The organism is Vibrio aestuarianus, assembly GCF_012395185.1.
Classification (GTDB): Bacteria; Pseudomonadota; Gammaproteobacteria; order Enterobacterales; family Vibrionaceae; genus Vibrio; species Vibrio aestuarianus.
Window position 1 is genome coordinate 156,229 of the sequence record NZ_JAAZTU010000001.1, and the last position, 19,307, is coordinate 175,535.

A 19,307-nucleotide genomic window follows, 5' to 3' on the forward strand; every position below is an offset into this window, starting at 1 on the left:
TTCCACCGATTAAATAATGTCTAACTTCGCCCAATATAACGGAATTAAGAATCGATGAGTGATTATAAAGATACCCTGAACTTACCTGAAACAGGGTTTCCAATGCGTGGCAATCTGGCAAATCGTGAGCCAGAAATGCTTGAGCGTTGGTACAAAGAAGATCTTTACGGTGAAATCCGTAAAGCTAAGAAAGGTAAAAAATCTTTCGTACTGCACGACGGCCCTCCTTATGCGAATGGCGATATTCACATTGGTCACGCACTAAATAAGATTCTTAAAGACATTATTATTAAATCAAAAACCCTTTCTGGTTTTGATGCGCCATATGTTCCTGGCTGGGACTGTCATGGTCTGCCGATTGAATTAATGGTCGAAAAGAAGAAAGGGAAACCTGGTCAGAAAATTTCTGCTTCTGAATTTCGGGACGAATGTCGTAAGTATGCGGCCGGTCAAGTTGAAGGTCAGAAAGAAAGCTTCAAGCGACTAGGAATCATGGGTGAGTGGGACAAACCGTACCGCACCATGGATTTCGGCACAGAAGCGAATATCATCCGCGCATTAGGTAAAATTGCTGACAACGGGCACTTATTTAAAGGTTTTAAACCTGTTCACTGGTGTACGGACTGTGGTTCGGCATTGGCTGAAGCGGAAGTTGAATACAAAGATAAAGTATCGCCTTCTATCGATGTGAAATTTACTGCCGCTGATGAATCCGCTTTGCTAGAAAAATTCACGTTAGCAAATGGTCATGCTGGTCAGGGTGATATTTCTATTGTTATTTGGACGACAACACCTTGGACACTGCCTGCGAACCGCGCTGTGTGTCTACGTGATGATCTCGAATACGTATTGATCCAAGTTGAAGCGAAAGGTGAACAGCAGCAACAGCGTCTTATCGTTGCTTCCGAACTCGCGAAAAGTGTAATGGACCGTGCTGGTATTGAGCATTTCCATAACCTTGGGTTTGCCAAAGGTGCAGATCTTGAACTTATTCAGTTCAATCACCCATTTTATAACTTCACAGTTCCTGCGATCCTTGGTGATCACGTTACTACCGATTCAGGTACAGGTGTGGTTCACACAGCACCAGGCCACGGTCAAGAAGACTTTATTGTTGGTAAACAGTATAACCTTGAAGTAGCAAACCCTGTTGGTTCTAATGGTGTTTATTTGCCAGACACTGAGCTGTTTGCCGGTCAACATGTATTCAAAGCCAACGAGTCTGTTTTAGAGGTTTTAAAAGAGAAAGGGGCGTTGTTGCATCATCACGCTTATGAGCACAGCTACCCACATTGTTGGAGACACAAAACGCCAATCATCTTCCGTGCAACACCGCAATGGTTCATCTCAATGGATCAAGCTGGCTTGCGTGCAAAAGCACTTGAGTCAATCAAAGGTGTTCAATGGATGCCAGAATGGGGTCAAAGCCGCATTGAAGGTATGATTGAAGGTCGCCCTGAATGGTGTATTTCTCGCCAACGTACTTGGGGTGTACCTATCGCTCTGTTTGTACATAAAGAAACCGCAGAACTACATCCAGATAGCCCAGCGCTTATCGAAAAAGTAGCGAAGTTGGTAGAAGAGAAAGGTATTCAAGCATGGTGGGATCTTGATGCCGCTGATCTTATGGGCGCAGAAGATGCAGCTAAATATGAAAAAGTGTTAGATACCTTAGACGTATGGTTTGACTCTGGTGTGACTCACTACTCGGTGGTCGATTCTCGCGAAGAGTTCAACGGTCATTCTGCTGATTTGTACCTCGAAGGCTCTGACCAACACCGTGGTTGGTTCCAATCGTCGTTAATTTCATCGATTGCGATGAAAGATGAAGCGCCATACAAGCAAGTGTTAACTCATGGTTTCGTGGTTGATGGCAACGGCCGTAAGATGTCGAAATCTATTGGTAACGTGGTTTCACCAAAAGATGTGACTAATAAATTGGGCGCTGATATTTTGCGTCTATGGGTTGCTTCTACTGATTACACCGGTGAAGTTGCGGTTTCTGATGAAATCCTAAAACGCTCTGCGGATGCCTATCGTCGTATCCGTAACACAGCGCGTTTCTTCCTGGCGAACTTGAACGGTTTCAACCCAGAAACCGATTTGGTTCCAGCAGAAGAAATGGTAGCGCTCGATCGCTGGGCTGTTGGTCGTGCATTTGCAGCTCAACAAGAAATCGTAAAAGCCTACGAAGAATATAATACGCATGGTGTGACTCAGCGCTTAATGCATTTCTGCTCTATCGAAATGGGTTCATTCTACCTTGACGTCATTAAAGACCGTCAGTACACAGCGAAATTGGGTGGTCATGCTCAACGTAGTTGCCAAACGGCGCTTTACTACATTGTAGAAGCTTTGGTTCGTTGGATGGCTCCAATCATGTCATTCACCGCTGATGAAATCTGGAATGAAATGCCAGGCGCACGTGATAAGTTTGTATTCACGGGTGAATGGTATCAAGGTCTGTTTGATCTTGCCGAAGGTGAAGAGTTGAATAACGAATTTTGGGCTGAAATCCAAAACGTTCGTGGTGCAGTAAACAAATTACTTGAAGATGCTCGTAAAGAGAAAATCATCGGTGGTGCGCTGCAAGCGGAAGTGACACTTTATGCTGATGACACTCTGGCGGCGAAAATCAACAAATTGGAAGATGAGTTGCGCTTTGTGTTGCTGACTTCAAAAGCTGAAGTTAAGCCTGTTAGTGAAAAAACAGCAGCGGCTCATGCGGCTGATATCGAAGGTTTGTTTGTTCAAGTCAACGCTACTGAAGCTGAAAAGTGTGATCGTTGTTGGCACCACACTCCAGATGTTGGCACTATTGCTGGCCATGAAACTATTTGTGGTCGCTGCGTGTCGAACCTTGATGGTGACGGCGAAGTACGTAAGTTCGCTTAATAATATCGGGATTCAATATGACTGAGCAGACGCTTACATTAAAACAATCGGGCGTGCGCTGGCTATGGCTAGCGCTGCTGGTGTTTACCGTTGACGTTGGCGTTAAGTTGCTGGTGATGGAAAACATGGGTTACGGTTGGGAGAATCGCATTGAGGTTCTACCATTCTTTAACCTTCTGTATGTGCATAATTATGGCGCTGCATTTAGTTTTTTAAGTGACCAAGCTGGTTGGCAACGTTGGTTATTTTCAGGTATTGCCTTTGTAGTCACTGCTTTACTGACGTACTGGATGAGTAAACTACCGGCGCGAGAAAAGTGGAATAACATCGCATATGCGATGATTATTGGCGGTGCAGTCGGTAATGTCTTTGACCGAGTGGTGCATGGTTTTGTTGTTGATTATCTTGATTTTTTCTGGGGTAATCATCACTGGCCAGCATTTAACATAGCAGACAGTACTATCTGCATTGGTGCTGCGATGATCATCTTGGATGGTTTTCGTAAAAAAGACGATGCAAAGTAAGTATCGACAGAAAATTGAATAACCCTAAGCGCTGTCTGTTGATTCAGGTGGCGCTTTTTGTTTACTCTTCGTATCTAAAATAATATCGGTATGGAATGAGCGTATCTTAGTGTATTCGATACTTGAGTATGACGCTGATTTCTTCCATCAATAATAAGAGACGTAACGTGACGACGATAAAGCAAGATAGTGCGGTGACCCTACATTTCACCATTAAATTAAAAGATGGCTCTGTCGCTGATAGTACTCATAATATGGGGAAACCAGCTAAATTAGTGATTGGTGATGGCAGTTTGAGTGAAAACTTTGAACAGTGCTTATTTAACCTTAGTGCTGGCGAATCAAAGTCAATTGAGCTTCGTGCGGAAGACGCATTTGGTCTGCCAAATCCAGACAATATTCACTACATGGATCGCGCTAAATTTGTTGGTGATGCCGAAGTTGAAGTAGGCACCATCATGGCATTCAGCGGCCGCGATGGGATGGAAATTCCCGGTATTATTACGGCGATTGCGGGTGACTCTGTGACGGTTGATTTTAACCACCCACTGGCTGGGCAAGATGTCATTTTTGATGTTGAAATCTTGTCTGTAGAATAACTATACCAATCGTAGTAAATAACGGGTCATTCTAGCTTGTTAAAACACTCGATAACGGCGTTAGAATTTTTGATTGTAGAATCACTACTTATCGAAAAATCCCGCCTTGTTATCAAGCATTTTTCCTACGCTATTTCTGAACACTTATTTACTGTGATTAGTATTCGTTACCAGTGATAACCCATTCAATGAGCAATGAAATGAAAATATTGTTAGCAAACCCTCGTGGTTTTTGTGCCGGTGTTGATCGTGCAATCAGCATTGTTGAGCGAGCACTTGAGTTATATCAACCACCTATTTATGTTAGACATGAAGTGGTTCACAACCGTTTTGTTGTTGAGGGGCTAAAGCAACGTGGTGCGATTTTTGTTGAAGATTTACACGAAGTACCCGATGACAATATCGTCATTTTTTCGGCTCATGGTGTGTCACAAGCGGTGAGAAAGGAAGCTCAAGAGCGCGCTTTAACTGTGTTTGATGCAACTTGCCCTCTGGTTACTAAAGTGCATATGGAAGTGGCTCGTGCAAGTCGCAGAAGTATGGAAGTGGTACTGATTGGTCACGCTGGACACCCTGAAGTTGAAGGCACCATGGGGCAATACGCTAGCCAAGAAGGTGGCATGTATTTGGTGGAAACCCCACAAGATGTCGATGCACTTAAGGCGCTAGTAAAAGACCCAAGCCATTTGCACTATGTTAGCCAAACAACCTTGTCTGTTGATGAAACGGCCGATGTCATTGATAAGCTGCGTGAAGTCTTTCCTGATATCCAAGGTCCTCGTAAAGATGACATTTGTTACGCAACGCAAAATCGTCAAGATGCAGTACGTCAGCTTGCTCAAGAGGTGGATATAGTGGTTGTGGTTGGGTCGAAAAATTCATCTAACTCCACTCGTTTGAAAGAGCTGGCGGAAAAACTTGGGACACCAGGTTATTTGACCGATTGCCCTGAAGATATTGACCCTAAATGGTTTGATGGAAAGCAAAAGGTTGGCGTAACAGCCGGAGCCTCTGCACCTGAAGAGTTAGTCGACCAAATTCTGCAAAGAATTAAAGATCTTGGTGCAAAGAGTGTTGAAGAGGTTCTAGGACGTGAAGAAAATATGTTTTTTGAAGTACCGAAAGAGCTGCAAATTAAACAAATTGAATAAAACCAGCGATTAATTTTTGTCTTGATTGAGAAAAGGGGTTCCAGCAACGGAACCCCTTTTCTATTTGTGAAATACAGTATGTATTACGCGGTTTTTGTTACGGCTTTAGCTTGTTCTTCATCATCGGCTAAGTCGCTATCACCTTTGCCTTTTGAAATTTTAATCACATAGCCGGTAACGGCTAGAGTGAATAGAATCCCTGCAATGGTTGAGATTTGCATTGGTAAACCAAAACCTAATGTGCTGTTACTTAAAATGAAAGTTGCACAGACGGTTGTCATAAACATGGCTGGAACGGTTGCAATCCAGTGCAGTTTATTATGGCGTAATAGATAGGCTGAAGCTGTCCAAAGCATCATCACGGCAGTGGTTTGGTTGGCAAAACCGAAATAGCGCCAAATAATGCCGAAATCTACTTGAGTCAATACCCCACCAAGAACAAACAGAGGCAATGCCATCATCAGGCGGTTACGCAGCGTTTTTTGCTCCATGTTAAAGTATTCAGCAAGAATTAAGCGACTTGAACGGAAAGCGGTATCGCCAGAGGTGATTGGCAGAATGACCACTCCTAGGAAAGCAATGATGCCACCGAATACGCCAAGTAAGCCAAATGATGCACTGTAGACTACGTTGCCTGGGCCGCCATTTTTCACCGCTTCAGATAATGCGTCTAAAGAACCAAAGAAGGATAGGGCAATAGCACACCAAATAAGCGCGATAATGCCTTCGCCAATCATGGCACCGTAGAACACAAAGCGCCCATTCTTCTCGTTTTCCATACAGCGAGCCATCAAGGGTGATTGCGTTGCGTGGAAACCTGAAATAGCACCACAAGCAATAGTGATAAACAGTGCAGGCCAAAGTGGAAGATCATTCGGGTTCATGTTGGTGAACATGTCGCTCATCTCAAAGCCACCCATTACCGTATGTTCGCTAGATAGTGCAATTGCGGTCATTAATCCAACTGACATAAAAATCAGTAGTGCACCGAACAGTGGGTAGAAGCGACCAATGATTTTATCAACTGGTACAATCGTCGCCAGAATGTAGTAAGCGAAAATGATCACAACCATAGAAGTCATGCTAACTGTTAGGCTAGTTTGTTCATTGATAAGATTAGTGATCATGCCGGCAGGAGCAGATACGAAAACAACACCGACCAGTAAAAGTAGCACAATGGCAAAGATGTTCATAAAGTGTTTTGCGCCATTGCCTAGGTAACGACCTGTAATGGTTGGTACAGAAGCACCACCGTTGCGGATGGATAACATTCCAGAGAAGTAGTCATGTACCGCACCCGCAAAGATACAGCCAACAACAATCCACAGCATAGCCGCAGGGCCGTATAATGCGCCCATGATCGGGCCAAAAATAGGGCCGACACCAGCGATGTTCAACAGTTGTACTAAGTAAACTTTTTTGGTCGACATCGGAACATAGTCGACGCCATCTGATTTTGTATGGGCAGGGGTTTTACGGTTTTCGTTAATTCCAAATACTTTTTCTACGAAAGCACCGTAGATGAAATATCCAGCAAGTAGCGCTGCGACACAGGTTAGAAACCACATCATAGCAATTGTCCTTTATTAATGAATTAAGCTCACTGTCGATAATAAAGGCTCCATTAACAATAAACCTGCCCTTTTCAGGTCAGTGGCAATATAGCCACTTTAATGGTTATTTTACTCAATAAGTGGTTTTCAGTATTTATCATCCCCTCACTTGATAATAGATTGGTGTTGTCCTTCAATTAGTGGCATTTTGTGCGACGATGTGGCAATGAGTCGTCATTTTTTACGTTAACTGCTAGGCTGAATAAAAAGCATAAATTAAGGAAAATAATGAAAAAGTTAAATGTAGTGTTGGTTGTAATGGCTTTAACGGGTTGTGTTGCCTCTGAGGCTGAGCTTGCTCAGCAAGGCAACTGGCAGCAAATTGGTTATCAAGACGGTGTGGCAGGTCACAGCCAACGCAGTTATAAATTGTTATCAGAACTAGGCTCGGTCAAACAAGCGGATTACGAGTTAGGTTATACGCAAGGTGTTAAAGAGTATTGCAATCCTAATTTTGCCTATCAAATGGGGTTGTCTGGCCAATTTTATGAAGGGGTGTGTGAAGGCACTGATGAGGCGCAGAAATTTCGTATGGAATGGCAACGCGGTTGGAATGAATTCACAAACTAGTTTGCTATCACCACTACAACACTCCTTTTTAGAGAAAGTATATGCATGAAGAGTTTATCGCTTTGGCCATTGCGGCTATTGGCGTTCTTGGTTTAGCGTGTCAATGGCTGGCATGGCGCTTGCGACTGCCAGCTATTTTATTTCTATTGATCGCAGGGCTAGTTGTTGGTCCCTTAACGGGGTGGTTGCAGCCTCAAGCTTTACTCGGTGAATTGCTATTTCCTCTTATCTCTCTTGCTGTTGCTGTTATTTTGTTTGAAGGTAGTTTAACGCTTAACTTTAAAGAAATTCGCGGTGTGAATCATACAGTGTGGAGCATCGTCTCGCTCGGTGCGCTTGTTTCATGGGGAGTAACCAGCGCGGTTGCACATTTCCTGCTGGGCTTTGATTGGTCGTTGGCATTACTGTTTGGTAGCTTAACGGTTGTTACTGGACCTACCGTTATTGTCCCGCTATTGCGTACTGTTAGGCCAAATGTTCGGCTTTCCAATATATTACGTTGGGAAGGGATACTGATCGATCCTCTGGGCGCGTTGTTTGTGGTGATGGTGTATGAATTTATTGTTTCTAGCAGTGAAGTGCATAGCTTGTATGTCTTTGCTTTAATTCTCGCCGTGGGTTTAGCAATAGGCGCAGCCGCGGGACAAGCCGTCGCGGTGATATTAAGGCGAGGTATGTTGCCTGAATATTTACAACCTTTCGCTGTATTAGCTGTGGTGCTTGGGGTCTTCTCTGCATCTAACGCTATTGAATCAGAATCTGGTTTGCTGACTGTGACGGTTATGGGGATGTGGCTCGCTAATGCTAAAAATGTCAATATTCAGCACATCTTGCACTTTAAAGAGAACCTGACTATTTTGCTGATCACTGGCCTCTTTATTCTTTTGGCGGCACGTATAGAGATTGCAGATTTCCAAGCATTAGGTTGGAGCGCTCTATTATTGTTTGTGTTAATGCAGTTAGTTTCTCGCCCTTTGTCCATTTTTATAGCCACGGCTCGCAGCTCGTTATCGCTGAAAGAGAAGACATTTTTAGCTTGGGTTGCTCCGCGAGGAATTGTCGCAGCCTCAATTTCGTCACTGTTTGCAATAAAACTGACGTCGGCAGGTGTAGAGGGTGCGACGCTACTGGTGCCATTAACGTTTATGGTCATTATTGGTACCGTTATCTTACAAAGTGCGACAGCACGTCCTATCGCCATAGCTTTGCAAGTTGCAGAACCTGCCCCGCGAGGCTTTTTGGTTATTGGTGCGAATGATGTAGCAAGAGAGCTTGGAAAAGCGTTTGCGAAGTACGATTGTCGAGTCGTATTGACGGATTCAAACTGGGACTATATTAGTCAAGCTCGAATGGCTGGGCTTGCTAATTATTATGGTAACCCCATCTCCAGCCATGCCGATGAATATTTGGATTTGATCGGTATTGGACATGTGGTCGCACTCACACCAGATAAGCATTTCAATATTATGGCGTGCATGCATTTTCTCAGTGATTTTGGTGAAAAGCGGGTTTTTTGTCTGAACGATCACGTTAATAGCAGCAGTAGCGATAAGCATAAAGTGGCTCAGGAATATCATGGTTTGTCATTGTTTAATGGTGACGTGAGCTACAAAAAACTGGCCAGTTTGATCAACCAAGGTGCGGAAGTTAAACATACCAAACTGAGCGGAAACTTTACTTATCAAGATTATCTACAGCGACATAAAGAAAGTTTTGTGCTGCCTTTGTTTGTTGTGAATCTAAAAGGTCGAATTCAGATGTACCACGATACACAGGTATTTGAACCTGTAGAGGGCGAAACGGTTGTCTCTTTGATTAAAATCAACGAGAGCCACTAGTGGCTCTCACCTTTTTCCATCGAACGACCTAAAAAAGCGTCGGATTCAGCCAACTTTTCCATTGCCTGCTGGTAGTTCAGCTCAGTTAGGCTCATCAAAATGGCGACTTTTGTATTGTTGTGAGTTTGTTCTAAAAGCGTCTCTGCTTCTGCTCTTTCGCAATCTGTTGCTTGCATTACAATTCGTACTGCTCGGGCGAGTAACTTCTGATTACTACTTTCAGCAATTTTTGAAGTAGGTAGCTGGTCGATATCCCTTGTTTCTGGGTTGCCAGCATCAGACACCAGATGAGAAAGTGCAGCAATAAGCGCATCGTTAGTCATAACATTCCTTACTGATTAATGAGCAGAATAAATTACCCCAAGCGAAGCGAGGCCGCGTGCACCGGTAACTTCAGGTAAATTACTTGGCAGGTTGTGCATTCTTCGTTGAGCGAGCCAAGCAAACGCCATCGCTTCCATGTAGTCACTATCCACGCCTTTGCTACTGGTTGGTGCAATACGCCAGTTAGGTAAATGGGTTTGTAAGCATTCAACAAGCAAGGGGTTGCGAGCTCCGCCACCACACAATAAGAGTTCTGGATGTGGACCGAATTGGTATTGATTCACTTCAGTGGCAATGGTTAGTGCCGTGTATTCGCATAAGGTACGTTGAACGTCCTGCGCCGCTACAGATAACCCCGCGATTTTTTGTTGTAACCATGGCCGATTAAATAGCTCTCTTCCGGTACTTTTAGGCGCGCTCAAGGCAAGATAAGGCTCTTGGCATAAAAGGGTTAGCAGTGGTTGATTTAGTTGTCCTGTTCTTGCCCAAGCACCATCGAGATCAAACGAACGCCCGGTGTGTTCGAAACACCACGCATCCATCAACATATTGCCAGGGCCAGTATCATAACCGAGTACTTTTTGCTGTGGTCGAAGTACTGAAATATTAGCAATACCACCGATGTTGAGTACCACAACCGCTGAGTCTGTCGATTTGAAAATGGTATCGTGGAAAGCCGGAACTAGTGGGGCACCTTGTCCACCGAGCGCCATGTCTTTGCGGCGAAAATCGGCGACGGTATCAATACCCGTTTGAGTACTAATGATGTTGGCATCACCGATTTGCATGGTAAATGGGTAATCACCAGTCGGTTGATGGAACACGGTTTGGCCATGACAACCAATCGCTCGAATATCACTTGCTTGATAGCCGGATTTATCCAATAGCGCATGGACTGCTTCGGCAAAGAGATGGCCGAGCTGGTGGTCAAGTTCCCCGATCATTTTTAAATTGGTTGGCTGGCCGATGCAGATTTCAAGTAACCGCTGTTTTAACGCATCAGGCATCGGGAAATCATCATGAGCCAGTAAGCGGATGTGCTGATCATTAATTTCGACTAAGGCGGTATCGACCCCATCCATGCTAGTACCTGACATGACACCGATGTAACGTTCACAAGTTGTCATTGGCTGCTCCTATTTCCATTGCTGTTGGCTCAAACAAAAGCATTGTAATAGAAATTCAAAGCGAATAATCTCGTCAAATTAACTATTTAACCAAATTATTGGAGTAAGCATGGGACCGTTATGGCTAGATGTGGCTGGTTGTGAACTGAGCGCTGAAGACAAAGATATTCTTGAGCACCCAACGGTAGGTGGCGTGATCTTATTTGCTCGTAATTACCATGATAACCAGCAACTTTTGGCTCTTAATAAAGCCATTCGTCAAGCGGCGAAACGTCCCATTTTGATTGGTGTTGATCAAGAAGGTGGTCGTGTTCAGCGTTTTCGAGAGGGCTTTTCGCTGATCCCTGCCGCACAAGATTATGCACAGCACAGCAATGGTGAAGCGCTTGCTCGACAAGGTGGTTGGCTGATGGCTGCGGAATTGATCGCCCATGATATCGATCTCAGTTTTGCGCCAGTACTGGATAAAGGCCATGAGTGTAAAGCTATTGGGAGTCGCGCATTTGGCCATGATGTCGATACCATCATTCGTTATAGCTCCGCTTATATGCAGGGAATGAAAGAGATTGGTATGGCAACGACTGGAAAGCATTTCCCAGGGCACGGTGGTGTTATTGCCGATTCACATTTAGAAACGCCTTATGACCAGCGAGACACTATTTTTGATGTCGATATGGCGATTTTTAAAGCTCAAATTGAAGCGGGATTATTAGATGCGATGATGCCCGCACATGTTATTTACCCTCAGTATGACGCGCAGCCAGCAAGTGGATCACAATACTGGTTAAAACAGATTTTACGTCAGCAATTAGGGTTTAAAGGGCTGGTTTTCTCTGATGATCTTACTATGGAAGGGGCGTCTGTCATGGGCGGACCTGCAGAGCGGGCTCATCAATCATTGGTGGCGGGGTGCGACATGCTTTTAGTGTGTAACCAACGCGATGCTCAGGTTGAAGTCTTGGACAATTTACCGATATTAAACGTCCCCGCCGCAGAGGGTTTGCTTAAGCGCGAGTCATTCACGTTATCGCAGTTGCACAGCTCGACTCAGTGGAAACAAGCTTCGGAAGCGATCAAGCGCATGTTGGGTTAGAAACCAATAAAACGCCACACTATCAATTATTGTGGCGTTTTGGTCAGTGGTTTAATGGAAGCCCAATACTTCTTTCAAACTTTTGAGATAACGGCGGCTAACGGGCACCTGATGTTCGCTCCGAGTGACGATGGTTGCCAACCCATTTTCTAACAACTTGATCTCTTTAATGGCTTTGGTGTTAATTAAATATTGGCGATGACAGCGCACCAAGGGCGTTTTTTCTTCTAAAACTTTGAGCGTTAATTGGCTGGTGGCTCGCTGTTGATCTGTTTGCACATGTACACCACTAATATCGCTATAAGCAAACTCAACATCTTTGGTGGCAAGGATCACAATCCGATTTAGGCCGATGCATGGTACTTGGTCTAAGCAGGTTGGTGCTAAGATGGAAGCATCGCTTTTTTTCTTATCACTGCGCACTAAACGCTGGATAGTCTTTTTCAAACGTTCGGTATCTACTGGTTTGAGTAGGTAATCAAAGGCGTTATCTTCAAAAGCTTGGATTGCATATTGATCATAAGCGGTCACAAAAACAACATTTGGCATGGTTTCTGGGTCAAGCATACCCAGTAATTCAATACCTGTTATTTGTGGCATTTGAATATCAAGAAAAACCACATCGGGTTTTAATTGATTAATTTTCTTTAGCCCTTCAATGGCATTGCTTGCCTGACCAATAACGTTAATTTGTCCTGTTTCTTCTAGTAGTTCTATCAGCTCTTCCCGAGCGAATAACTCATCATCAATGACCAGTACCGTAAGCATGTGATTACCTTAATAAGATCCTTTATAAGGAATGAGAAAGCTCATTCGTGTGTATTGATTTGCCAATACTTCTGTTTTAAGTGTAGATTGCGGTCCAAATTTATTGGTTAATCGTTTATCGACGATTTGCATGCCCAGTCCATCGTAGTCTTCACTTGGCGCTTGGTAACTGCCCGCATTATCCTCAACAACGATTCGATATCCTTCGGTTTGCTGTTGGCTAAAAATGCGGACTTTCCCTCCAGCTAATAAATTTGAAGTGCCGTGTTTAATGGCATTTTCCACCAAGGGTTGTAACGTAAAGCTAGGAACATTGCGTTCAAGTAATGAATCTTCAATTTCAATTTCAACTTCTAAACGATCAGCAAAGCGAGCTTGCTCGATGGTTAAGTAAGCTTTTACGTGAGCAATTTCTTCTTTGAGTGTGACGGTTTCAATATTTTGTTTGAGATTACTGCGAAAGAAATGTGATAAATGCTGAATCAAATCTCGTGCTTTATTGGGATCTCGACGAATAACAGCACTGATGGTGTTGAGTGCATTAAATAGAAAGTGAGGGTTTACTTGAGCGTGCAATAGCTTGATTTCAGCCCGCGAAAGTAGCATCTGTTTTTGTTGATATTCACCATATAAGATCTGGCTTGATAGCAACTGAGCGATTCCTTCAGCCATCGACATATTAATGGTTGAAAATAACTTCCGTTTTGGTTCATACAGTTTGATGGTTCCAATCACTCGATCCCCTGCTCGTAGTGGAATAATGAGTGCAGACCCAAGTTTGCAGCTCTTCGACAAAGAACATTGATAAGGTGAATCTTTACCATCAAGGTAAATAATACTATTTCTAGTGATCGCATCGAGTGTGCTCTGGGAGGAGATAGGCGTATTTGGTTTATGGTGATCATCCCCAATACCAACGAAAGCGAGAATCTTTTCTCGGTCAGTAATGGATACTGCACCGACGTTGGTGAGTTCGTAAACAATGCGTGCCACTTTGCCTGCATTTTGTGGGTTAAAGCCGTTGGCTAACACTCCGACAGAGCGTTCGGCAATGTTGAGAGCACGCCGAGAAAATGTGGCTGAGTACTCTTCAAAAATGGTTTTCCTATCTTGCAGAATGCTCATAAACAGCGCAGCGCCAACTGAATTGGCGATGATCATGGGGGCTGCAATAGTCGAGACTAATGCATAAGCTTCATTAAAAGGTTTGGCGACTAACAAAATGAGTAGCATCTGCACAATTTCGGCAAATAGGGTAACAGCGAACACAATGCTAGGACTAAACAGTAAGCGTCCTTTGCCTTTACGTAGCAAGTAAGTGTGCAGCAAGCCACCAATAAGCCCTTCTGCTGTGGTTGAAATCGCGCAGGCGACATCGGTGAAACCACCTAAAGTATAACGATGCATACCTCCTGTAAAACCGACAGCAAAGCCAACCACAGGACCACCAAATAAACCGCCCATCACTGCGCCAATCGCGCGTGTATTGGCTATAGCGTCATTGATTTGTAAACCAAAGTAGGTTCCCATGATGCAAAACAGCGAAAATAGCACATAGATGCTGATTTTATGGCTAATCCGGTTTGAAATGCTCAGCAGCGGTAGAAAAATCGGCGTTTTACTCAGCATGTAAGCCAGCACTAGGTAAACGCACATCTGTTGCAGCAGTGAAAGGATTAAATCCATGGTAAATCCTAGTAAGTCTGACTCAGTAAGTGGTAATAATGGACATTTTAGGGGAGATAGACGGAATAAAACACGCGTCATCTTATACTTTTTGTCTTAAAGCACGATAAAAATAAGTGTAAAATTATATTTACATTAAATGTTTTTTATAATTTACACTTGCAATGTTTTTTAAGCCTGATAATTTGTCCTTTATCGGTTTTTAAGCGCAAATTTATTTTTGTGTAAATAAAAGAATACAGGTGATGAGATGCAGAAAAGTGAACTAAGTAATATTAATATCAGTGATGAGCAAGTGTTGATCACGCCCGATGAACTAAAAGCAAAGTTACCGCTGAGTGATAAAGCTCGTCAGTTTATTCAGCATTCTCGTCAAACCATCGCCAATATCATTCATAAAAAAGATCATCGATTGTTAGTGGTATGTGGCCCTTGTTCTATCCACGATATAGATGCTGCGAAAGATTACGCCAAGCGCTTAAAAGCCCTTTCTGAACAGTTGAGTGATCAGCTTTACATTGTGATGCGTGTTTATTTCGAAAAACCACGTACTACAGTTGGTTGGAAAGGGTTAATTAACGATCCACATCTCGATGGCAGTTTTGATATTGAACATGGTTTGCATGTTGGGCGTCAGTTGTTAGTGGAGCTGGCCGAAATGGAGATCCCGCTTGCGACTGAAGCACTTGACCCGATCAGCCCTCAATACCTAGCCGACACTTTTAGCTGGGCTGCAATTGGTGCTCGTACCACTGAATCACAAACTCACCGTGAAATGGCCAGCGGTCTATCGATGCCGATTGGCTTTAAAAATGGCACTGATGGTAATTTAGCGACCGCAATCAATGCGATGCAAGCGGCTTCCTCTAGTCACCGTTTTATGGGGATCAGCACTGAAGGGCAAGTGGCTTTGCTTACTACTCAGGGTAATCCCAATGGACACGTTATTTTACGTGGTGGTAAACAGACGAACTACGACTCGGTCTCTGTTGCGGAATGTGAACAAGAGATGGCGAAACATAAGCTCGACGCTTCCCTAATGGTTGATTGCAGCCATGCTAATTCCCGTAAAGATTACCGTCGTCAACCTTTAGTCGCGGAAGATGTTATTCATCAAATTCGTGAGGGCAATCAATCTATTATTGGTTTGATGATTGAGAGCCATATCAATGAAGGCAGCCAATCATCTGATTTACCTCTCAGTGAAATGGCTTATGGTGTTTCGATTACGGATGCGTGTATCAATTGGCAATCAACTGAGGCACTATTACGCCATGCTCATCTAGAGCTCGTTCCGTTCTTAGAAAATCGACTAAAAGGTCAGTAGAAGGAAGTACCATGGCTGTTGAACTTAACGAATTACGTGATCAAATTGATGCTGTTGATAAACAAATGGTGGAGTTATTGGCTCGTCGTTTAGCTTTAGTCGAGAAAGTGGGGGAAGTGAAAAGCCTGCACGGTTTACCTATCTATGCGCCAGATAGAGAAGCAGCAATGCTTGCTTCTCGCCGCGCCGAAGCCGAGAAAAAAGGCGTCCCCCCTCAGTTAATCGAAGATATTTTGCGTCGCACCATGCGTGAGTCCTATGCCAGTGAAAAAGATTCAGGCTTTAAGTGTTTAAATCCTGAACTGCGTTCGGTGGTGATCATTGGTGGTAATGGACAGCTCGGTGGTTTATTTGGTCGTATGTTCAAACTATCCGGTTACCAAGTTAAAGTACTCGGCAGTCAAGATTGGCATAAAGCTGATGACATGTTGCACAATGCTGGCTTGGTCGTAGTTACTGTTCCTATTCACTTGACTGTTGGTGTGATCGAAAAACTGGGCAACTTACCGCCAGACTGCATCTTGTGTGATCTTACTTCGATCAAATCCAAACCGTTGCAAGCCATGATGTCGGTTCACCAAGGCCCTGTTGTTGGCTTACATCCTATGTTTGGACCTGATGTTCCTAGCCTAGCTAAACAAGTGATTGTTTATTGTGATGGTCGTGGAGAAGTGAACTACCAATGGCTTCTGAAGCAGTTCTCTATTTGGGGGGCAAGCCTATGCCAGATCGATGCGGCTGAGCATGATCACGGTATGACATTAATCCAAGCGCTACGTCACTTCACTTCATTTGTTTATGGGTTACATCTTTCAAAGGAAAATCCCAACATCCAAAAACTGCTCCAATTGAGCTCGCCAATTTATCGATTGGAATTAGCGATGGTCGGGCGTTTGTTTGGTCAAGATCCGAATCTGTATGGGGACATTATTTTGTCGTCAGAAGAGAATGTCGAGATGATTAAACGTTTCCATCAGTGCTTTGGAGAAGCAATGAAGGTGTTGGATGGCCATGATAAACAGGCATTTGTTGAAAACTTTTCTAAAGTTAGTGAATGGTTTGGCGATTACTCACAACAATTTATGCTAGAAAGCCAAAACTTACTCAAGCAAGCCAATGATGCGATTCACCGAGCTTAAGTGGATAGGCTGAACTCAGTTTATCAATTGCTTGAAAGCTAAAAACCCCCCATTATTGAGCAAAGTCGTTTCCATTGATAAAAATGGAAACGACGCTTTTACTCCGCATCAATATCCCCTAAATCTGATAAATATTCGAGCTCGCGGTGGAGCAAGGCATCATCCCCTACATTCAACTCAACCAAGCGTCTTAAGTGAGCAATGCTGTCGATATCAATATGATCAATGATCGCGCGAATAACGTTGTTATTAATGCTGATTAAATTAGCGACTAAGCTAATGGTTATATCACTTTCAGGTAGGGTAAATTCGACTTGAGCGGTTTCGTTGATGTTGAGTTTATCGCTCTTTGGGCTTGAGAGTAATAACCCATGAAGAGACAAATCTTGAATGGTGGTGGCGATGTGATGGGAACCTTGTACCACACTGGCTGGCATCTGGTAGATAATGCGTGAAAAGCGGCGTCTTTCAATCATGTTACACTCTCTTTGTTGAGCCTTTACTATTACAGTATCGGCTCTATGTTAGTGATCAATCATTATCTAGTGAGTTTAGACCGAATTAGCGATGGTGTCGCGAATCAACTCCTCACCTTTGCAAACCTCGCATCATTTTTCATCAACAACGTTTGAGTCATGAACCTTCTTAAGGATGAATTTGCGCGACTTTTTAAGAAAGTGAGAGAGTATTTCCTACCCATAAAAATAAGGCCGCTTAACAGCGGCCTCAAAAGAGTAAATGGATTACTTAGCAATACGCTTATATTTAATACGGTGTGGTTCTGCCGCTTGAGCACCTAAGGTTTGTTTTAACCAATCGGTATACTCACTGTAGTTGCCTTCGTAGAAGTTAACTTGGCCTTCATCACGGTAATCAAGAATGTGCGTAGCAATACGGTCCAAGAACCAACGGTCGTGGGAGATAACCATTGCGCAACCAGGGAATTCTAGCAAGGCTTCTTCTAGTGCTCGTAGTGTTTCAACATCAAGGTCGTTGGTTGGTTCATCGAGTAACAGTACGTTACCACCTGCTTTAAGCAGTTTTGCTAAGTGCACACGGTTACGCTCACCACCAGAGAGTTCACCAATCACTTTTTGTTGATCGACACCTTTGAAGTTAAAGCGTGAGCAGTAGGCACGAGCTGGGATCTCAAAGTTGTTGATCTTAATGATGTCAGCGCCTTCAGAAATCTCTTGGAAGACGGTGTTTTTGTCGTTCATGCTATCGCGGAACTGATCAACTGAAGCCAATTTAACCGTGTCACCTAGCTCAATCGTCCCCGAGTCAGGTTGCTCGACACCGCTTAACATCTTAAATAAAGTCGATTTACCAGCGCCGTTGGCACCAATGATGCCGACGATGGCACCTTTAGGCATGCTGAATGACAAGTTATCAATCAAAACGCGATCACCAAAAGATTTAGTCAGGTTCGTAACTTCCAGCACTTTATCACCTAAGCGTTCACCTGGCGGAATGAAAAGTTCGTTGGTTTCATTACGTTTTTGGTGATCTGTCGTGTTTAGCTCTTCAAATCGAGCCATACGTGCTTTGGATTTTGCTTGACGACCTTTCGGGTTTTTACGTACCCACTCAAGTTCTTTCTCAATCGTTTTTTGACGAGCACTTTCTTGCGATGACTCTTGCTTCAAACGCTCATCTTTCTGCTCTAGCCAAGACGTGTAGTTTCCTTGCCATGGAATACCTTCACCACGGTCAAGTTCTAGAATCCAACCTGCCGCATTATCAAGGAAGTAACGGTCGTGGGTGATAGCCACAACGGTTCCTGAATAATCAACTAGGAAATGTTCAAGCCATGCTACTGACTCTGCATCCAAGTGGTTGGTTGGTTCGTCAAGTAGCAGCATGTCTGGTTTTTCAAGCAACAAACGACAAATTGCCACACGGCGACGTTCACCACCCGATAGAACTGCAACTTTTGCATCCCATTCAGGCAAACGCAATGCATTAGCAGCACGCTCCAGGGCGTTTTCAAGGTTGTGGCCATCTTTGGCTTGAATCAAGGCTTCTAACTCGCCTTGCTCTTTTGCTAGCGCATCAAAGTCAGCATCAGGTTCAGCATAAGCGGCATAAACTGCATCAAGACGGGTCAGCGCACCAGCGACGTCTGCAACGGCTTCTTCAACCACTTCACGTACAGTTTTTGATTCATCCAATACTGGTTCTTGAGGAAGGTAGCCAACTTTTAGCCCAGGTTGTGGACGTGCTTCACCATCAATATCAGTATCAATGCCGGCCATGATACGCAGTAGGGTGGATTTACCCGAACCATTGAGACCTAAAACACCAATTTTGGCACCTGGAAAAAAGCTAAGAGAGATGTCTTTGAGAATTTGACGCTTAGGCGGGACAATTTTACTTACCCGCGACATGGTATATACGTATTCAGCCATTGCCGATTGTTCCTAATCTTAGTAACAGAATAAAGTAGCTATTTTATACCAAAGTGACCTTATTTGTTACTAGCTAACCAGTTTTTAACGCGGAAATAATGCCTTTCTATAGCTTTGATTTTTTGTGGTGGTTGTCAGTGGCTCTCTAATGTACTTGCGTCTTCAAGTTATCTAGATTTGGATATGCTTTAACCAACAAGCATTAAGTTACTTTATGCATATGTCGCAGTTTTATGAATTTA

General features: G+C 43.7%; 15 protein-coding genes and 1 pseudogene. 9 read left to right on the forward strand and 7 right to left on the reverse strand.

The genetic code is table 11. From position 1 onward, the window contains the following. Positions 1-54 precede the first annotated feature (54 nt). From ileS to ispH, 4 genes are all read left to right on the forward strand, one after another. Positions 55-2,895, forward strand: coding sequence for an isoleucine--tRNA ligase (gene ileS, locus HGG78_RS00660; protein WP_172531815.1), 2,841 nt, complete (start codon positions 55-57; stop codon positions 2,893-2,895). A gap of 17 nt (positions 2,896-2,912) precedes the next feature. Further along, entirely contained in the window at positions 2,913-3,419 is a 507-nt protein-coding gene (gene lspA, locus HGG78_RS00665; protein ID WP_172531816.1) for a signal peptidase II, read from the forward strand. Positions 3,420-3,586: 167 nt separating this feature from the next. Next, positions 3,587-4,018 carry an FKBP-type peptidyl-prolyl cis-trans isomerase gene (gene fkpB / locus HGG78_RS00670; protein WP_053311395.1) on the forward strand — a complete coding sequence of 144 codons (432 nt, stop codon included), beginning with the start codon at positions 3,587-3,589 and terminating at the stop codon, positions 4,016-4,018. Between the two features lie 188 nt (positions 4,019-4,206). Beyond that, positions 4,207-5,169 carry a 4-hydroxy-3-methylbut-2-enyl diphosphate reductase gene (ispH, locus tag HGG78_RS00675; RefSeq protein ID WP_171980860.1) on the forward strand — a complete coding sequence of 321 codons (963 nt, stop codon included), beginning with the start codon at positions 4,207-4,209 and terminating at the stop codon, positions 5,167-5,169. An 83-nt stretch (positions 5,170-5,252) separates the two neighbouring features. On the opposite strand, the gene HGG78_RS00680 is transcribed toward ispH, so the two are convergent. Continuing rightward, entirely contained in the window at positions 5,253-6,740 is a 1,488-nt protein-coding gene (locus HGG78_RS00680) for a carbon starvation CstA family protein (RefSeq protein WP_053311227.1), read from the reverse strand. 270 nt (positions 6,741-7,010) lie between these two features. On the opposite strand from HGG78_RS00680, the gene HGG78_RS00685 reads away from it, so the two are divergent. Then, positions 7,011-7,352: a DUF2799 domain-containing protein gene (locus HGG78_RS00685; RefSeq protein WP_053311226.1), complete on the forward strand. Its 342-nt coding sequence runs from the start codon at positions 7,011-7,013 to the stop codon at positions 7,350-7,352. 41 nt (positions 7,353-7,393) lie between these two features. Beyond that, positions 7,394-9,190, forward strand: a complete 1,797-nt coding sequence (locus HGG78_RS00690; protein WP_172531817.1) for a cation:proton antiporter — start codon at positions 7,394-7,396, stop codon at positions 9,188-9,190. Between the two features lie 173 nt (positions 9,191-9,363). Here the strand turns inward: HGG78_RS00690 and murQ are convergent. Further along, positions 9,364-9,513, reverse strand: a pseudogene (gene murQ, locus HGG78_RS19270) (N-acetylmuramic acid 6-phosphate etherase); the annotation flags it as partial. Between the two features lie 15 nt (positions 9,514-9,528). Beyond that, positions 9,529-10,641, reverse strand: a complete 1,113-nt coding sequence (locus HGG78_RS00700) for an anhydro-N-acetylmuramic acid kinase (protein ID WP_172531818.1) — start codon at positions 10,639-10,641, stop codon at positions 9,529-9,531. Positions 10,642-10,750: 109 nt separating this feature from the next. Between HGG78_RS00700 and nagZ the strand changes: the two genes are divergently transcribed. Then, positions 10,751-11,734: a beta-N-acetylhexosaminidase gene (gene nagZ, locus HGG78_RS00705; protein ID WP_172531819.1), complete on the forward strand. Its 984-nt coding sequence runs from the start codon at positions 10,751-10,753 to the stop codon at positions 11,732-11,734. Positions 11,735-11,785: 51 nt separating this feature from the next. Here nagZ and btsR read toward each other — a convergent pair whose 3' ends face one another. Both btsR and HGG78_RS00715 read right to left on the reverse strand, forming a co-directional pair. After that, positions 11,786-12,502, reverse strand: a complete 717-nt coding sequence (btsR, locus tag HGG78_RS00710) for a two-component system response regulator BtsR (protein ID WP_053311221.1) — start codon at positions 12,500-12,502, stop codon at positions 11,786-11,788. A 9-nt stretch (positions 12,503-12,511) separates the two neighbouring features. Next, positions 12,512-14,188, reverse strand: a complete 1,677-nt coding sequence (locus HGG78_RS00715) for a sensor histidine kinase (protein WP_053311220.1) — start codon at positions 14,186-14,188, stop codon at positions 12,512-12,514. 250 nt (positions 14,189-14,438) lie between these two features. Between HGG78_RS00715 and HGG78_RS00720 the strand changes: the two genes are divergently transcribed. Together HGG78_RS00720 and tyrA are read left to right on the forward strand one after the other, a co-directional pair. Continuing rightward, positions 14,439-15,515 carry a 3-deoxy-7-phosphoheptulonate synthase gene (locus tag HGG78_RS00720; protein ID WP_053311219.1) on the forward strand — a complete coding sequence of 359 codons (1,077 nt, stop codon included), beginning with the start codon at positions 14,439-14,441 and terminating at the stop codon, positions 15,513-15,515. 11 nt (positions 15,516-15,526) lie between these two features. Further along, positions 15,527-16,654 carry a bifunctional chorismate mutase/prephenate dehydrogenase gene (gene tyrA, locus HGG78_RS00725; protein WP_171980863.1) on the forward strand — a complete coding sequence of 376 codons (1,128 nt, stop codon included), beginning with the start codon at positions 15,527-15,529 and terminating at the stop codon, positions 16,652-16,654. Between the two features lie 98 nt (positions 16,655-16,752). Here tyrA and HGG78_RS00730 read toward each other — a convergent pair whose 3' ends face one another. Both HGG78_RS00730 and ettA read right to left on the reverse strand, forming a co-directional pair. Beyond that, the gene (locus HGG78_RS00730; protein WP_171980864.1) at positions 16,753-17,130 is read right to left on the reverse strand and encodes a PilZ domain-containing protein; all 378 of its coding nucleotides are present in this window, start codon (positions 17,128-17,130) and stop codon (positions 16,753-16,755) included. A 267-nt stretch (positions 17,131-17,397) separates the two neighbouring features. Beyond that, positions 17,398-19,065 carry an energy-dependent translational throttle protein EttA gene (gene ettA / locus HGG78_RS00735; RefSeq protein WP_053311216.1) on the reverse strand — a complete coding sequence of 556 codons (1,668 nt, stop codon included), beginning with the start codon at positions 19,063-19,065 and terminating at the stop codon, positions 17,398-17,400. Between the last annotated feature and the right edge of the window lie 242 nt (positions 19,066-19,307).

What these genes read in the sequence shown, in the direction of transcription:
- HGG78_RS00685 (WP_053311226.1), top strand. Translation starts at nt 7,011, where the DNA reads ATGAAAAAGTTAAATGTAGTGTTGGTTGTAATGGCTTTAACGGGTTGT.
- btsR (WP_053311221.1), bottom strand. Translation starts at nt 12,502, where the DNA reads ATGCTTACGGTACTGGTCATTGATGATGAGTTATTCGCTCGGGAAGAG.
- nagZ (WP_172531819.1), top strand. Translation starts at nt 10,751, where the DNA reads ATGGGACCGTTATGGCTAGATGTGGCTGGTTGTGAACTGAGCGCTGAA.
- ispH (WP_171980860.1), top strand. Translation starts at nt 4,207, where the DNA reads ATGAGCAATGAAATGAAAATATTGTTAGCAAACCCTCGTGGTTTTTGT.
- HGG78_RS00720 (WP_053311219.1), top strand. Translation starts at nt 14,439, where the DNA reads ATGCAGAAAAGTGAACTAAGTAATATTAATATCAGTGATGAGCAAGTG.
- ettA (WP_053311216.1), bottom strand. Translation starts at nt 19,065, where the DNA reads ATGGCTGAATACGTATATACCATGTCGCGGGTAAGTAAAATTGTCCCG.
- HGG78_RS00715 (WP_053311220.1), bottom strand. Translation starts at nt 14,188, where the DNA reads ATGGATTTAATCCTTTCACTGCTGCAACAGATGTGCGTTTACCTAGTG.
- HGG78_RS00690 (WP_172531817.1), top strand. Translation starts at nt 7,394, where the DNA reads ATGCATGAAGAGTTTATCGCTTTGGCCATTGCGGCTATTGGCGTTCTT.
- tyrA (WP_171980863.1), top strand. Translation starts at nt 15,527, where the DNA reads ATGGCTGTTGAACTTAACGAATTACGTGATCAAATTGATGCTGTTGAT.
- HGG78_RS00680 (WP_053311227.1), bottom strand. Translation starts at nt 6,740, where the DNA reads ATGATGTGGTTTCTAACCTGTGTCGCAGCGCTACTTGCTGGATATTTC.
- lspA (WP_172531816.1), top strand. Translation starts at nt 2,913, where the DNA reads ATGACTGAGCAGACGCTTACATTAAAACAATCGGGCGTGCGCTGGCTA.
- HGG78_RS00730 (WP_171980864.1), bottom strand. Translation starts at nt 17,130, where the DNA reads ATGATTGAAAGACGCCGCTTTTCACGCATTATCTACCAGATGCCAGCC.
- ileS (WP_172531815.1), top strand. Translation starts at nt 55, where the DNA reads ATGAGTGATTATAAAGATACCCTGAACTTACCTGAAACAGGGTTTCCA.
- HGG78_RS00700 (WP_172531818.1), bottom strand. Translation starts at nt 10,641, where the DNA reads ATGACAACTTGTGAACGTTACATCGGTGTCATGTCAGGTACTAGCATG.